Source organism: Bifidobacterium sp. 7101 (assembly GCF_000499285.1).
Lineage (GTDB): Bacteria > Actinomycetota > Actinomycetes > Actinomycetales > Bifidobacteriaceae > Bombiscardovia > Bombiscardovia apis_A.
This window is the reverse complement of record NZ_AWUN01000001.1, coordinates 315599-331838: the sequence shown is the minus strand read 5'-3', so window position 1 is coordinate 331838 and position 16240 is coordinate 315599. Positions and strand designations below refer to the sequence as shown.

At 59.9% G+C, this 16240-nt stretch carries 13 protein-coding genes and 1 pseudogene; 6 read left to right on the top strand and 8 right to left on the bottom strand.

Going from position 1 to position 16240, the window contains the following annotated elements; genetic code table 11:
• Nucleotides 1-12: 12 nt before the first annotated feature.
• Complete coding sequence (locus tag P272_RS0101315; protein WP_029677767.1) at nt 13-642, bottom strand: NUDIX hydrolase family protein; 630 nt, start codon at nt 640-642, stop codon at nt 13-15.
• A gap of 171 nt (nt 643-813) precedes the next feature.
• Here P272_RS0101315 and trxA point away from each other — a divergent pair, with 171 nt between their 5' ends.
• From trxA to P272_RS09525, 4 genes and pseudogenes are all read left to right on the top strand, one after another.
• Nucleotides 814-1158, top strand: coding sequence for a thioredoxin (trxA, locus tag P272_RS0101310; RefSeq protein ID WP_015021417.1), 345 nt, complete (start codon nt 814-816; stop codon nt 1156-1158).
• A 149-nt stretch (nt 1159-1307) separates the two neighbouring features.
• Nucleotides 1308-2315: a G5 domain-containing protein gene (locus P272_RS0101305; RefSeq protein ID WP_029677766.1), complete on the top strand. Its 1008-nt coding sequence runs from the start codon at nt 1308-1310 to the stop codon at nt 2313-2315.
• Nucleotides 2316-2576: 261 nt separating this feature from the next.
• A pseudogene (locus tag P272_RS09600) lies at nt 2577-4268 on the top strand (RCC1 domain-containing protein); the annotation flags it as partial.
• A gap of 249 nt (nt 4269-4517) precedes the next feature.
• Nucleotides 4518-6416 (top strand): RCC1 domain-containing protein, encoded by a 1899-nt coding sequence (locus P272_RS09525; protein ID WP_052323082.1) that lies wholly within the window; start codon nt 4518-4520, stop codon nt 6414-6416.
• 196 nt (nt 6417-6612) lie between these two features.
• Here the strand turns inward: P272_RS09525 and P272_RS0101295 are convergent, their stop codons facing one another.
• Nucleotides 6613-8013, bottom strand: a complete 1401-nt coding sequence (locus tag P272_RS0101295; RefSeq protein WP_029677764.1) for an NCS2 family permease — start codon at nt 8011-8013, stop codon at nt 6613-6615.
• Between the two features lie 204 nt (nt 8014-8217).
• Here P272_RS0101295 and P272_RS08545 point away from each other — a divergent pair, with 204 nt between their 5' ends.
• The gene (locus tag P272_RS08545; RefSeq protein WP_044097630.1) at nt 8218-8433 is read left to right on the top strand and encodes a hypothetical protein; all 216 of its coding nucleotides are present in this window, start codon (nt 8218-8220) and stop codon (nt 8431-8433) included.
• A gap of 4 nt (nt 8434-8437) precedes the next feature.
• Here the strand turns inward: P272_RS08545 and P272_RS0101285 are convergent, their stop codons facing one another.
• The 5 genes from P272_RS0101285 to P272_RS0101265 form a co-directional block, all read right to left on the bottom strand.
• On the bottom strand, nt 8438-9424 hold the full coding sequence (locus tag P272_RS0101285; RefSeq protein WP_029677763.1) for an AEC family transporter: 987 nt from the start codon (nt 9422-9424) through the stop codon (nt 8438-8440).
• 68 nt (nt 9425-9492) lie between these two features.
• The gene (pstB, locus tag P272_RS0101280; protein WP_024627440.1) at nt 9493-10272 is read right to left on the bottom strand and encodes a phosphate ABC transporter ATP-binding protein PstB; all 780 of its coding nucleotides are present in this window, start codon (nt 10270-10272) and stop codon (nt 9493-9495) included.
• Nucleotides 10273-10303: 31 nt separating this feature from the next.
• Nucleotides 10304-11281 (bottom strand): phosphate ABC transporter permease PstA, encoded by a 978-nt coding sequence (gene pstA, locus P272_RS0101275; protein ID WP_029677762.1) that lies wholly within the window; start codon nt 11279-11281, stop codon nt 10304-10306.
• A complete protein-coding gene (pstC, locus tag P272_RS0101270; RefSeq protein WP_029677761.1) occupies nt 11281-12204 on the bottom strand; it encodes a phosphate ABC transporter permease subunit PstC in 924 nt (307 codons plus the stop codon). The genes pstA and pstC overlap by 1 nt, the downstream gene beginning before the upstream one ends.
• A 26-nt stretch (nt 12205-12230) precedes the next feature.
• Entirely contained in the window at nt 12231-13379 is a 1149-nt protein-coding gene (locus tag P272_RS0101265; protein WP_029677760.1) for a phosphate ABC transporter substrate-binding protein PstS, read from the bottom strand.
• Between the two features lie 329 nt (nt 13380-13708).
• Here P272_RS0101265 and P272_RS0101260 point away from each other — a divergent pair, with 329 nt between their 5' ends.
• Entirely contained in the window at nt 13709-15280 is a 1572-nt protein-coding gene (locus P272_RS0101260; protein WP_029677759.1) for an MDR family MFS transporter, read from the top strand.
• Between the two features lie 158 nt (nt 15281-15438).
• Here the strand turns inward: P272_RS0101260 and P272_RS0101255 are convergent, their stop codons facing one another.
• A complete protein-coding gene (locus P272_RS0101255) occupies nt 15439-16233 on the bottom strand; it encodes an HNH endonuclease family protein (RefSeq protein ID WP_029677758.1) in 795 nt (264 codons plus the stop codon).
• Nucleotides 16234-16240: the final 7 nt, after the last annotated feature.

Genomic DNA, 16240 nt, shown 5'->3' with positions numbered 1-16240 from the left:
AGGATTCCCGGCTCATAGTGCACCGGCCCAGGTCAGGGCGCTCATCAGCACCTTGCCATGCCCGCCGGGCATCTGGCTCATGAAGGACTCCAGCATATCCCCCTTGGGATCGATCCATTCCACATCCAGGGTCTCATCCTGGGGCTTGCAGTCCCCGGCCACCGGCACCAGATAGCACAGAGCGATGGCATGCTGACGCGGGTCGTAGTACTCCGAGACCCCCGGCGTGGGGAAGAACTCAGCCACAGTGAAGGGCTGGGGGCTGGCAGGCAGCATGGGCAGGGCCAGCTGGCCCAGATCCTTGGCGATGTTTCTGGCCAGAGCCTCCCTGATGGTTTCGTGGTAGAGGATTCGTCCGGTGATCAGAGTGCGCTCGATGTTGCCCTGATCATCCACTCGCAGAAGAGTGCCCACCTGGGTGACGGCGCTCATCTCATCCACGCGAACCGGCACTACCTCCACATAGGGCATGGGCAGGCAACGCCGCGCACGGTCGATGGCGTCACGGTCCAGCCATCCGGGAGGATTCGAGCCCGAAAAACCGCGGTTGAAGTCCTCTGGGGTGATGTGTGAGAAGGCGCCACGGTCGCGATCGGCATCGAAGTCGTCATCATCGGGAATCTCGTCGTTCAGCACTGGCATGATTCCATTATCCGTACCAGGCTTGACCGCTCACGGGACCCCGGCGGACATCTCCACCCAGAGCATATTCGGGCGCTTTCTCCAGCCTTGATGGAATGCTGATGATTGAAAGCGGTTGCTAAGCACGGGAGCTTCCCGCGCGACAGTCAAACTACTTCAAGGAGCGTTATCATGGCCACCACGACTATTACTTCGGAAAACTTCGAGCAGACCATCAAGGACAACGACCTGGTGCTGATTGACTTCTGGGCCACCTGGTGCGGACCCTGCAAGGCCTTCGGCCCTATCTTCGAGAAGGCTTCGCAGGCCAACACCGACATCGTCTTCGGCAAGGTGGACATCGATCAGAATCAGGATCTGGCCGCGGCCGCCGACATCCAGGCGGTGCCCACGTTGATGATCACCAAGCAGGGGCAGATCATCTTCAAGCAGGCCGGTGCTCTCAGGTCTTCGGACCTGGACGACCTGATCGACCAGGCACGCAAGGCCGATTTGTCAACCCCGGCACAGGCCTGAGTCAGTCGAGTTGGTTCCAAGGCCAATTTGGACTAAAGTAGTGCTGTGTTTGTCCAGTGACCCTTTCGGCGCTACCGGAAGCATGCGGTCGATAGGAAGCGTTACGTCGACTGATCACTGAGGATCTGTCGGTCCAACAGAGGAGAGTAATGGCGAACCACCGTAGAGGACGGATGAGTGCGGTCAAGGCCCTGACCAAGCGTCAGTGGCTGCGATTGGCTGCCGGTGTCACTGTTCTCGGCATGGTCGTTGGCGCGGGTTTCGTCTCGCGCGACTTCTACACATCCACTGAGAGCTCGGCCAAGTCAGGCGTAACGTCCTATTCTGCCACCCAAGATGTGGACACGGTGTCCCGCGGCAGCACCAGGCAGGCCATCCGCAACGGTGCGGGCGGCGCTAACGCGAACACGTCTTATGTAAATGTGCAGATCAATGGGAAGAACAAGGTGGTCCTGGGTACAGGCTTCACCGATGTCAAATCCGTGCTGGAGGCCGGGGATATCGTTCTGCAGCCTGGGGACCAGATCACCCCATCTCTGACCACTCGTGTCACTGAGAAGACCGTCATCCGCATCGACCGGGCCGATGCCCAGGTCAAGACGGAAGAGTCGCCTATTCCCTTCAACACCATCGAAGAGAAGACCAACTCCCTCCCGGCAGGCACCACCAAGGTCAAGACAGAGGGACAGAACGGCGTCATGGAGACCACGAGCCTGGTCACGGCAGCCGGTAATAAGCACCTGACCAGCAATATCTTCGCCTCCTTCGTCAAGACAGTCCCCGTCGACAAGGTGGTTCTGGTGGGCACCGGCGGCGGCACTCCTGCGAAATCCGGTTCGACCACCACAACAGTCCCCGTGGGTACAGCACAAAGCATCGCCCACGATTTGGTCACCTCCCGTGGCTGGGGTGAAGACCAGTTCACCTGCCTGGTACAGTTGTGGAACAAGGAGTCCGGCTGGCGGACCAACGCCTCCAACCCATCGGGTGCCTATGGCATTCCTCAGGCACTGCCCGGCAGCAAGATGGCCTCGGCCGGCCCCAACTGGCAGACCGATGCCCACACCCAGATTGTTTGGGGACTGGGCTACATCCAGGGTCGCTACGGAAACCCCTGCGGTGCGTGGGCCCAATCCCAGTCAACCAACTGGTACTGATCCTTTTTCATACAACTCAATCAGGAACTTCCGGCAGGCTGGTTCGGCTTGCCGGAAGTTCTTTTTTGCCTGAGCCACGGCCATTTCCGATTACTAGCCTTAATCCGACCGTCAAGGCGAAAGAGAGGAATCGATGATAACTTGGCATTGCAAAGCCATGATAGACTGATTTTGGTTGAACGTCATGCACGCTGGCCGTGGGGGTTGAGCTGGGGCTGCAGGTGCCACGTTGCATGCGCCGTTGCTTTTGAAGGGGACCGTATGCAATCGTCATCTAGGAGTCGTGCATGCTGCATAGCTTCTCTTGCAGCCATTATCGCCTCTGGGCTCATATTAGGAAATCTCTCGGCAATTGACCCGGCACAGGCGAATGCCGCCGCATCCCCGACAGCATTGCAAAGCAAGGAGAATCAAACCGAAGGGGTGACCCCTGGCATACCTAACTCAACCCAAACTCCTTCCATTGCCCCCTCACCAACAGAAACTCAAAAGCTGCATTCCCCTATCCAAACAACACCCTCTCCCACCTTCCCATCCCCCACTTCACTAGGCTCAGCAAATCCTGCACCTTCTACCCGGTCGGCAAGCTCCTGCCCAAATAATCAATGTTCAGTCACCTTTGATACCGCCCAAGCCGACACAGCAACCCCTGCCTCTCAGACCGTCCTTTCGGGAGGTCTGGCGAAACGACCTACCAATCCCACCAGGCATGGATACCTCTTCGATGGCTGGTTCATCGGCCAGGTAGCCTACGACTTCAACCAGCCCGTCTCCAGCAACTTGAAGCTGACCGCAAAATGGACAGCCGGCGACGGTCATTGGTCTGTTGCACCTGCACACGGAACTGCATTGGGAGGCACTACAGCGACTCTGACTCCCCCAGCGACCCGTGGTATCAAATTCTCTCAAATTACTTCAGGAGCAACCCATTCCTTGGCTCTTGGATCAGATGGAAATCTTTATGCCTGGGGTGATAATAGCTCAGGGCAGTTAGGCGATAACAGCAAAACTTTACGACAGACTCCAGTGAAAATAAACAAACCGGCCAATACATCAGACCAATTCACTTTCACTACCATTGCCGCTGGCGACCATTCATCTCTTGCTATCGGTTCTGACGGGAATCTCTACGCCTGGGGAAACAATAGCCATGGACAACTTGGTGATGGAACTACCGAAAACAAGTTGACTCCTGTCAAAGTTCCGAAGCCTGCCGGTGTCTCAAATGAATTCACTTGGACCCAAGTAAGCACCCGATGGGACCATACCTTGGCATTGGGCTCAGATCAAAATCTCTACGCCTGGGGATGGAACGGCTATGGTCAGCTCGGTAACACCAGCGTTCCTACGGGCAGCAATAACCTAGCTGCGTACAGTAGCAAACCTGTACTTGTCAGCACGCCAGTCGGAGTCACTTTCACTCGGTTAAGTGCTGGACGGTATCATTCTCTGGCCCTAGGCTCAGATAAGCAATTGTACGCCTGGGGTTTAAACACCAGCGGCCGCTTGGGTGACGGGACCGACATTCAGCGATTTACTCCTGTTCCGGTCCGCCAACCCGCCGGCGTTACCTTTTCCCAGTTCAGCGCAGGAGATACATCTTGTTTCGCAATCAGCACGAATGGGAATCTTTACGCTTGGGGATGGAACGGATACGGACGGCTAGGAGATGGCAGCAATGCAGAAGATAGAAAAATACCCACTCTAATATCTCCGCCCAACGGAACACTGGCAGGGTTTACCTGGACACGCGTCATGGTAAGAGACACTCACGTCCTAGCTATCGGATCGGACGGCAATCTCTATTCCTGGGGACGCAACGATCACGGCCAGCTAGGTATCAAAGACATAAGCACCGACGGTTCGTACATCAATAGACCACACATGGTCAATCAACAAACACCCTCAACTGCACAGAAATTCACTTGGGTCCAGATCAATGCAGGATGGGAAGAATCATCTGCATTAGGATCAGACGGAAACTTGTACACCTGGGGATGGAACAACGGTGCACAGCTAGGTGATCCAGACGTTCCTATCGGCACGGACAACAGCAAAGCAACGAGGCTGACACCTGGTTTGGCGGCCTTCCCGCTTACACCGGATCTTACTGCGGTCAAATTCGATCAAACACTGGGCAGCAATCTGAAAAAAGCAGGTACGAACTGGCAGGTGGTGACGCCAGCTCATAGGAAGGGTCGAGTGGATACGACCATCACCTGGAATCTCTATGGTTCGCAGCCCGATGACATCCTGGATTACACCTATGACCCGCCCTCCTATGTCGTCACTTTCGATAAGGCTGACGGGAGCCAGCCCACCAGTCAGTCGGTCGTCGAAGACCAGATGGCTTCCAGACCGGATCAAGACCCGACCCGTCCTGGCTTCCTCTTCGACGGCTGGTTCACCGGCGATGCGGCCTATGACTTTACTTCCCCCGTCAAGGGTCCCCTGAAACTGACAGCCCACTGGACGGCAGGCACCGGGCGATGGACCACCTCTCCCAAGCAGGGGCCCGACAGCGGTCAGACCAAGGTGACCCTGGTACCTCCTGCAGCGCGGAGCATTAGGTTCAGCCAGGTCAGCGCCGGCGATGATCATTCATTGGCCCTCGGGTCGGATGGAAACATCTATGCTTGGGGTGCCAATAAATACGGACAGCTGGGCGATGGGACCACGACGGACCGCTTAACCCCGGTGCAGATTCCCAAACCAACAGGCGTGAACCGATTCATACAGGTCAGTGCAGGAAAAGCCTTCTCAGTGGCCTTGGATGGCCAGGGCCATGTCTGGGCATGGGGGCTTAACAGCTCTGGACAGCTGGGCAGCAATGCCGTTGCCACCAATGGTTCAGCCGCATACAGCCCCAACCCGATTCGCGTGCAGGCCCCTAGCGGTATGACGGCAACAAACTTCACTCTCACTGGTGTCAGCGCAGGCATCACTCATGTCCTGGCTGTAGACGGGCAGGGCAGAGCCTGGGGCTGGGGATCCAATGAGTTCGGCAAACTGGGCGTTCCTTCAAACACTGTGGCAACGACAGGGATCACCACCAGACCCGTCCAGGTCGCAACCCCGCAAGGCGAGACGACGGGATTCCGCTATGCACAGGTCAGTGCGGGTGGCTCACATTCCCTGGCGACTGACGCACAGGGCCGTGCCTGGGGCTGGGGATCGAACCAGAACGGCGACCTGGGCAACACGAGCGATGTAGCACTCAACGGCTATACCTCCACACCCGTCCAGGTCAAACCCGACACCAACCCGACAGGCGGATTCAAGCCGGTTCAAATTATCGCAGGCAGCGGCCACTCCTCCGCCCTCGACGATCTGGGACGTCTTTGGTCCTGGGGCGGGAACAGCAATGGAGAGCTCGGTCTGGGCGACACCACCACGAGGACTGCTCCGTCCCTGGTAGCCATGCCTGCAAACGTCAGCACCTTCACGCAGTTGACAGGCAGCAGGGTTAGCGGCAGTTCACTGGCGCTGGACCAGAACGGAAACATCTGGGGCTGGGGCCAAAACTTATCAGGCATGTTGGGTACCGGAGGCACAGGCAGCCTGAACAAGCCAACCAGGATTGGCAATCCATCAGGCATCGACCACTTCGTCAAGATCAGCGCCGGGACTGGCCACACCCTAGCCATAGCCTCCACCGGTGGCACCTTGGGGTGGGGAGACAATGGCCAAGGAAGGCTGGGAAACAACACGACGCAGACGGTCTACTCCCCTGTCAATGTGCTCTTCCCCTTCAGGCTGGGCACCCCGTCCACAGTGCAATTCGGAGGCGTCAGTGGAACCAGCCTGAACCCCACAGGGCAGCAGGACGGCGCCTGGACCGTGCTGACACCGAACCATAATGCCGGCGATACGACTGTCAGCATCGCTTGGACACTCAATGGGGCTCCACAGCCCAACGATGAGACAAATGCCTTCCGTTTCATCCACTATGGTGTCCTCCCCTTGACAGGAGAGGCAGGCATCCTCGTCATCATTATGGTCGGCTCACTGGCTGCAGTCAGTGGTCTGGCTGCCAAACGGCAGCGCCTTGAGGCACAAAGCGGACCAGGTGGAAAGACCGCCGCTCGGCACAAGCACTGACGGGCACGAACGAGCAGGGCCCCGCCACTAGGTAATAGGTGGCGGGGCCCTGCTGCGGTCTCTGTGCCTGATTTGCTCTATTCACACCCTCAAACAGTCAGATCAACCCGACAACAGCATGACGACTATCTGCACAGCTGAGCAATGGTTCTGACGAATGGCTGCTTGTGGATGCCTTGTGTTTGCGAAACCGTGCTCAGAGCACGGCCTGGAGCACGAAGTCCAGGATGAAGAGGGCCGAGACCGCCCAGATGATGGGGTGGACCTCCTTGCCCTTGCGCTTGCAGACCATGGTCAAGCAGTAGGTGATGAAACCTGCGGCCACACCGTAGGAGATGGAGTAGGCAAAGCCCATGAAGATGGCCGTGAAGAAGGCCGGAATGGCCTCAGACAGCTCGCCCCACTCAATCTCTGCGAAGGAGCTCATCATCATGCAACCCACAATGACCAGGACGGGCGCAGTGGCCGCCGAAGGCACAGCCGAAATCAGCGGAGCGAAGACGGCGCTGAGCGCGAAGCAGGCGGCGATGACCACCGAGGTCAGCCCTGTCCGGCCACCGGCTGCGATACCCGCCGCGGACTCCACGTAGGTGGTGGTGTTGGAGGTGCCAAAGAGGGCGCCGATGGAGGTCGCCGTGGCGTCGGCGAACAGGGCCCTATCCATCTTGGAGCTGAAGCCGCGACCGGTTTCCAGAGCCTGCTCATCCTCGGCTGAGAAGATGCCTGAGCGCCGGCCGGTGCCCACAAAGGTACCGATGGTGTCGAAGGTATCCGACAGGGAGAAGGCGAAGATGGTCACCAGAACCACTGGCAACTTGGCCGGGTCGGAGAAGAGGGCAGGGAATCCATCCTGACTGAAAATGGCCAGGAAGGTCTGCGGCAGCTGTGACCAGGCCTGGCCCAGATCGACCGACTTGGCCATGCTGGTGACCCCCATGGGGATGCCCAGGAGCGTGACCGCGATGATGGCGATGACGAAGGCACCCTTGTTGATGAAGGCCAGATGACCCTTGAACTTGAAGATCAGAAGAAAGACGGTCAGCAACAAGCCGATGACGAAGAGGATGACACCGGGAGTGTTGAAGGTGGTCAGCCCTGGGTTGGCGCCGGCTGCCGAGGTCTTGTCAGGGGTGAACTTGATAATGCCCACATTGAGCAGACCCACATAGGCGATGAAGACGCCGATGCCGCCGCCGATGGCGTGCTGAAGCAGGGGCGGAATGGCCTGGATGATCATCTTGCGCAGCTTGGTGGCCGTGACCAGGATGTTGATCAGGCCACACAGGAAGACCATGCACATGGTCTGCTGCCAGGTGAAGCCCAGCCCCTTGACCACGGTGAAGGTGAAGAAGGCATCCAACCCGACTCCTGGCGCCACGCCGTAGGGCACGTTGGCCACCAGACCCATGATCAGGGTGCCGATGATGGCGGCGATCAGGGTGGCGAGAAAGACGGCACCCCAAGGCATGCCTGCCGTGGAAAGCACCGAGGGATTCACCACGATGATGTAGGCCATGGCGAAGAAGGTGGTGATGCCTGCTACCACTTCCGTAGAGACTGTGGTATTATTATCCGAAAGCCGAAATAGCTTATGCATATTCGATTCCTTATTGTCTTATTTGGCGATGAGACAAGGAAAGAATATCACGAGCACTCGGCTTTTTCTGTTACAGGTCCCCCTCTTGAGCTCCAATACCGCTGCAGAACTTTCCGCTCACCTATAATCGGCATACCGGCACGGCCCTGAAGCCGTCCCACATGGGGATGAGTTGAAGAGCACGGCGCTTTCGAGGAGGGGTATATGGCCAGGAACAATCATTGGGATCCGGATGATCAGAAGCAGTATCAGCATGTGCACGACAGCGAAGTCGATCGCGGTCAGGATGAACGCGCTGCCGAGCGGATTGCAGCCGCCACGGTCAACAAGCAGCGCACCCGCGAGGGTCGCACCCTGCGTCAGGAGCAGGAGCGCCGCGACCAGGGCAAAGACGACAAGAGAGACAACAAGAAGAACTGAATTTTCAGAGGGCGCCCATCAGCAGATGCGCCAAAACCATGAGCACGGCTCCAATCACCGCAGTCAGAGCCAGAGTGAACCCCGCCAGACGGGCATTACCAAGAACCTTGTCGGTGAACATGGTGGCGAAAACCGCCGTCGGAGCCAGGCAGCACAGGGCCACCGCCTGACGGATCAGGGGTTCGAAGGGCAGCAGATACCATGCGGCCACAGCGAACAAGATGCCGAATGGCAGTCGCCAGGCCAGAATCTGCAATACGGACTTGACATCATCCCGTCCGCCGGGCAAGTCCATGAGCATGCCCACCATAAGCATGGAGCAGAAGGCGTTGGCCGCCGAGAATGGCCGGGTGATTTGGGCCGACCAGCCCGGCAGCGAGATTCCGGCCAGCGTGAAGCCCACCATGACCATATAGGTGTCGAAGGATGGTGAGCTCAGGAAGCCCTTGGCTATGGAGATGGCTGCGGCCTTGCGATGAAGCTTGCGGGCATCAGGGTCATCCAGCTTGACCGGCTCCCCTGCGTCGGGATCCAGTGACTGGCCCGGTCGAATATGCAGGAGCCCCTGGGTCATGACGTTGGTTCCCGCAGAGACCATGACCGAGTTGCCGATGTCGAACATGGAAGCGGGGACCAGGGCAGCCGTCCCCAGCAGCGACTGGAGCATGGGGAAGCAAAAGCATCCGATGTTGAAACCCGATCCGTTGAGCATAAGAAAAGCCCGCTGAGCCGTGGGCCGATGCCTGCTGGTCAGGAAGATGGCCAGAGGCGGAATCAGCGAAGCTATAAAGGCGAAGGCCGAGACCAGAAGCAGGCTGGGATCGTGGGGGTTGGTGGCGAAGGAGTAGATGATGGCCCCGGGCAGGACCAGGTCGAACACAACGGTCTGCAGCACCCGGTAGTCCAAGGGACGAAAGAGTCCAAAACGCTTGAACAGGTAGCCCACCAGGATAATGCCCAAGAGGGTGGCCGGTTCCAGCAATACTCCCATGCCCTCGCTCCTTCCGTGGATGCCGGAACCATGATACCTGACGGGCGGGTGCGCGGACCGGTTCTGTCTCAGCCGAAGCGACCGGAGATGTAACGCTCGGTATCCGGCTCGTGCGGGTTGGAGAAGATGGTGGTGGTGTCGTCCATCTCGACCAGGTGTCCGGGCTGACCCACGGCTTTGAGGTTGAAGAAGGCCGTATAGTCCGAGACCCTGGCGGCCTGCTGCATGTTATGGGTGACGATGACGATGGTGTAGTCCCGCTTGAGCTCGTTGATCAGATCCTCCACAGCCAGGGTGGAGATGGGGTCCAGGGCCGAGCAGGGTTCGTCCATGAGCAGGACCTGGGGGTGTACGGCCACAGCGCGGGCGATGCAGAGCCGCTGCTGCTGACCGCCAGAGAGTCCGATGCCCGGCTTGTCCAGACGGTCCTTGACCTCGTTCCAAAGGTTGGCTCCGCGCAGGGCCCACTCCACCAGATCGTCGGCGTCCGACTTGGCGATGTGCTTCTTGTTGAGCCGTATGCCGGCCAGGACGTTCTCGCGGATGGACATGGTCGGGAAGGGGTTGGCCCTCTGGAAGACCATGCCCACGTCCCGCCGCACCTCGACCGGATCCACATCCGGACCATAGAGGTCACGACCCTCCAGTAGCACCTGCCCGCTCACATGCGCCCCCGGAGTGATCTCGTGCATGCGGTCCAAGGTGCGCAGGACCGTGGACTTGCCACAGCCGGAGGGACCGATGAAAGCGGTGACCTTGTTGGCCTGGATGCGCATGTTCACGTCCTGGACGGCCAGGAAGTCACCGTAGTAGACGTTGAGGTGGTTGATGTCTATGCGTTGGCCCATGTTCCGGCCTCCGTTTCTCTCATGGCGGTGCTCAACGCGTCCGCCCAACAGCAAAGATGCGCGAGACCAGCCGCCCCAGCAGGTTGAGCAGCAGGACGATAAGAATCAGCACCAGGGCCGCAGCCCAGGCCCGCTGCATGTGGATATCGGTCAGGCATCCCGGGTCGGCGCCTGGTCCGCAGACGGCCAGCCCCTGTGAATACTCGTTGTAGACGAAGACCGGCAGGGTGGTCATCCTCCCGGAGAAGAGGTTGGGGTTGGTGGTGGCGATGAAGCCCGAGGCAATAAGCAGGGGTGCTGTCTCACCAATGACGCGTGCCACAGCCAGGATGGTGCCCGAGACGATGCCGGGTAGGGCCGTGCGCAGAACAATGCTGGTGATGGTCCGCTGCTTGGTCACTCCCAGAGCATAGGCGGCCTCCCGCAGGTCGTTGGGTACCACGGCCAGCATATCCTCGGAGGTTTTGACCACCGTGGGCAGCATAAGCAGGGAGAGTGCCACCGAACCGGCCAGGCCGTTGACGGTGCCCGGTCCGACCACCAGGGCGAACATGGAGAAGGCGAAGAGGCCGGCCACGATGGAGGGGATCCCGCTCATCACGTCCACCATGAGGCCGATGGCCTTGGCCAGGCGGCCTCCATGGGCGTACTCGACCAGGTAGACCGCACACATGACACCCACCGGAATGGATATAACCATGGATCCAAAGGTGATCTCAAGGGTGCCGATTACCGCGTGCAGGATGCCGCCGTAGCCTCCGGTCGGCGTGGGGTTGCCCCCTACCACCCCGCTCATGTTGTGAGTGAGGAAGTCCGGTGTCAGCCTTCGCACCCCTTTGGACAGGCTGACCCAGAGCACCGAAACCAGCGGAATCAGGGCCACCAGGAAGGAGAGCCCGATCAGGACGGTCATCAGCCGGTCCTTGCGCTTGCGCGCCCGGATGGAGGACCTGGTTGGCCTGAAGCGGTCAAAATCGATGACCGGTCCGCGATCAGTTCGGCTTGCCATCACGCACCCGCCTTTGCTGTGATCCTGCGCGCCAGATAGTTGACGATAAAGGTGATGATGAAGAGGACCAGACCTGTGGCCACCAGGAGGGCCACACCCTGGGAGTCCGCCTCGGGGAACTGGGCTGCGATGTTGGCGGCGATGGTCTGACTCTTTGAAGCCTGCAGCAGCCGCAGGGAGTAGCTGAAACCGGGCGAGAGGATCATCAGCACCGCCATGGTCTCGCCCAGAGCCCGCCCCAGCCCCAGCATGGAGGCCGAGATAATGCCCGAGCGGCCGAAAGGCAGGACCGCAAGCCGGATCATCTCCCACTTGGTGGCTCCCAGAGCCAGGGCGGCCTCCTGCTGCAGTCGAGGGGCCTGGATCAGGATGTCACGGGTGACCGAGGTGATGATGGGCAGGATCATGACCGCCAGCACCAGGGCCACGGTGGCCACGGATCGGGTCGGTGCCGCAGCGGGTCCGGTAAACAATGGAATCCAGCCAAGATGAACCGATACCCAGCGCCAGAAGCCGGTGATATTGGGAACCAGGACCAGAGCCCCCCAGAGCCCATAGATCACCGAGGGCACGGCGGCCAGCAGGTCAATCACCGTGCTGAGCAGCGTGGACAGGCGGGTGGGGGCGTAGTAGCCGATGAAGAGGGCGATGCCCAGGGAGACAGGGAAGGCCAAGAGCAGGGCCAGACCGGCAATCAGAATGGTGCCGAAAACCAGCGGACCCACATAGCCCAGGAAACTACTGGCCCGGCCACCGCTCAGGGAGAGGATGGCCTGGGTGCGGGAATCCGGGTCTCCGGTGAAGGCCGGAAAAGCCCGCAGAATCAGAAAGAGGGTTACCGCAGCCAGGGCCAGCAGGATCAGGATGCCCGCCCCGGTGGCGCAGGCCTTGAAGATCCGGTCCACCCGTTTGGCCTTGTTCAGGGTTGCAGTCTCGTTCGGTTTCTCGCTCACGACTTCCCCCCGATGGTCTCAACCGAAGCCATGGCCTGGCTGCGCAGCCCCTGCCCCAGCTCGGCGCTGCCCGCATTGGCCGCAGCCATGCGCTGGCCCTGCTCGCTCAGCAGATAGGTCAGCCAGGCCTTGGCAAACTGGGCCTTGGATCCGTCCCGATCGTCTCGATAGGCGGTGCATACCACGTCGTAGGAGACCAGGACGATGGGATAGGTATGCTCCCTACTGGTGTGATGATCCACGGTCAGGACCACCCGGCCAGGCTGGCTGGCCTGAGGATCCCGCTGGGCAGCATCCAGCAGGTTGGCCACGGTCTTGGCTGTAGGCGGCTGCCAGGTCTTCCCCACCTGGACGGCCACGGTGCCCAGCCCTGTGGTCTGGGCCGCGTCCGCATAGCCAAAGGTGCCCTTCGCCTGGTTCATGGTCATGACCACCCCGGCAGTGCCCTTGGCGCCCTGCCCCAGGTCGTTGGGCCAATTCTCACCCGCTGGATACGGCCAGGCGGACCCGGCCGAGTCGTGCAGGTAGGAGAGGAAACTTTTCGTGGTGCCTGACTTGTCCGAACGATGAATCACTGTGATATCCAGGTCGGGCAGATTGGCCTCCGGGTTGAGGGCTGCAATGCGCGGGTCCCGCCAGTTGGTGACCTTTCCGGAGAAGATCATGGCGATCAGAGCCGGGTCCATCCGCAGATGGCCGCCTGAACCCTTGGGCCACAAATCAGGCAGATTGTAGGCCACGGCGATTGGGGTGGCGTAAACAGGCAGGTCAAAGGCTGTACCGGAACCGCAGACCTTACGCGAGCGCTCAAGCTGGTCGCTGGTCAGCGGCGCATCGGTGCCGGCCCAGATGGTCGACCCGGACAGGAAGGCGTTGACCCCAGCTCCGGAACCTGCCGGGTCATAGGAGATACGCGCACCCGGATGCTGCTTGCGGAAGCCGGCTATCCAGGCCTCGTCGGCACTCTGCTGGGAGGATGCGCCAGATCCGGCGTACTCGCCCTGGAAAAGGGCTTGATCTGCAGTATTGCCCGTTCCGCCGCCATCGATGGGAACATTATCACCGCAGGCCGCCAGGGAAATCATCATTGCCAGGGACATGAGGAGGGCCGTGAATCTACCACGACCATGACCATGTGCGTGCATGCTACCTACCTTGACCGCCGTTTCATTTCAAACGTCCGTCCTTATCAGCCCGTGTTGGACCTTCCCGTATTCACATTAGCGAAGCCCGCCTCACACAGCATACTGGAAACGCTGACCGCCGGACAAGCTCGCCGCATCCACGTCAGCCATGTGGAAAAACCCAATCACAATCCACAGCCGGGTATATTATAAGGTCATTGTCAGACGCTTAGCTCTCTTGTTCTTTTCTTAGTGTCACCGGTATCGGTATGCCCTGATTTTCTTTCTAGGACGGCACCGCAGGGAGTGGTATGCGCAGCGAAAACTGAACCCAAAGGAAGTGGTGGTGCATGAGGAAGCAGGAGCTCGCCAAGCAAGGGCGGACCCTCAGCAAGGATGGAGCCTTCGTCAACGGAAAGCTCACCCATGAAGCCTTCCTGTCGCTGGCCATCCTGACCGTCATCACCTTCCTGGGCAACTTCACCCAGCTACAGCTGGCTTCGGCCCTGCCCACCATTGTGGACGAGTTCCACATCACCCTGACCACCGGCCAGTGGCTGACCTCGGTATTTCAGCTGGTCATGGGCGTCATGGTGCCGTTGACCGGCTTTCTGACCAAGCGCTTCTCCACCAGGCAGATCGTCATCACCTCCATGGCCGTCTTCACCCTGGGGTCTCTATTGAGCTGGCAGTCGCAGACCTTCGCCCTGGTCCTGCTGGGCCGCATCCTTGAGGCCATAGGCACGGGAACCATGTGGCCCGTCCTGCAGATCACCGTCTTCTCCATCTACCCACTGGCCAAGCGCGGCATGGCCATGGGCACCGTAGGCCTGGCCATGAGTGTGGCCCCGGCCATCGGCCCCACCCTGGGCGGCTGGCAGACCGACGCCAACGGCTGGCGCTCCATCTTCCTGACCCTGAGCATCTGCGGGGCGGTGGCATTGCTCCTGTCCATCTTCGGCCTGCGCAACTTCGGCCAGCGCGACACCAGTGTCAAGGCGGACTTCTTCTCGGTGGCCCTGTCCATCTTCGGATTCGGTGGCCTCATGTTCGGCTTCACCAACATCGAGAACTTCCCCATCACCTCCTTCATGACCTGGCCCTTCATGCTGGTCGGTCTGATCGGAATCATCTGGTTCGTTCTTCGCCAGCTTCACCATGACAAGCCCCTGCTGGACCTGCATGTGCTGCGGATCAAGAACTTCACCGTGGGCACCATCATCGCCTCCATGTCCTTCTTCGCCTTCAGCTCGGTCACCGTTATCCTGCCCATGTATATCCAGACGGATCGCGGCTTCTCAGCCACCATGAGCGGTCTGGTCATGCTGCCTGGAGCCATCGGCACCGCCATCGCCCAGTTCTTCGGCGGCCGCCTGCTGGACCGCTGGGGGGCCCGTCCTGTAGCCATGACCGGCTGCTCGGTCCTGCTGCTGGGCACCATCGCCATGAGTATGATCGGTGCCAACACATGGATCGGCCTGGTCTCCATCTGCCAGTTCATCCGCCAGATCGGCATGGGCTTCACCCTGATGCCCTTGACCACCTGGTCCCTGAACAACCTGGCTCCCAAGGATGTTTCTGCCGGTTCGGCCGTCACCAACACGGCCCGGCAGATTGCAGGCGCTGTCGGCGCACCCATCCTGGTCATCCTCATGGAAACCATCACCACCCTCCGTCACAACGCCATGGGCGGCGGCCACTCCACCCAGATCGCAGCCAACATCTTCGGCGTGCAGTGGGCCCTGCGCATCTCGGCACTGATCTGCCTGGGCATGGTCCTGCTGGTCTACTTCGGCGTTCGCGGAAACGGCGCTGGCTCCGGCCGTCAGATGACCCGCATGCTTCTGCGCCACATGCACATCATCCACACCGATGCTCCCGCCGTCACTGCCTCCACAGCCGACTCCAAAACCCAGGACTGATTGCCGGAAAGTCTTTCTCCGGCACCTGCTGGATTCGACCGGATTCATCGCAAGGTGCAGGATAGGCAGACTGGTAAATACCAGACATCAATTGAAAGATGTCAGTTGTCAGCTAGTTCTTTCGGTGGAAGCATCGATTTCCCATAGGCTCAGGATCATTAATCCTGCGGAAGGGGCTGGCCCGGGCAGGTATGCAGAACGGCCAGCATGGCCTGCTTTTCCGAGCTGGTGACGCTCAGGGAGTACTTGTCCTTGACCGCTATCTGACGAGCCACATAGGAGCACTGATAGTCCTTGTTCTCGGGCAGCCAGTAGTCGGCCGAGGCACTCCCCTTGGCCTGGTTGGCGGGGCCGTCCACGGCGAGAAGATTGAATGGGTCGTTGCCAAAGCGGTAGCGGCGGGCTGTATCCCACTTGCTGGCTCCTGACCGCCAGGCGTTCTCCAGGGCGACCACATGGTCAATCTGCACGGCCGAACTGGTCTTCGGGCCTCTGACGAATTCGATGGTCCGCCCGGTATAAGGATCCTGCAGACGACCGCTGGCCACCTTGCACCCGCCGGGAGTAGTGGTACGCAGGTCAGTCAGATCGCGGGTCAGCACATCCTCGCGCACATTGCAGCCGTTGCCGTCCTCATCGGTCTCCTTGAAGCCGAAGGCCTCACGCCCGTACTGGCGGCCGGGTCGTGCATGATCATCCACTGTCAGACTCTGCAGGGTCTGAGCCGCGTCGCCAGTTGCCGTATATCGTCCGGTCAGCCGTCCGACTCCACCATTGACCCTTGGCAATATCAGACCGATGGTGATGCCCAGAACCACAGCCACTACCAGAAGAATCAGCACCCGTTCCGTGAGTGATTCGCGACGGAAGCGGGCCGGGGCGGGATTCCTCCAAACCGAACCGTACCGACTGCGGCCTCGATACCGATATCTTCTGCGTCTCGGACCGGTCATCTACCGC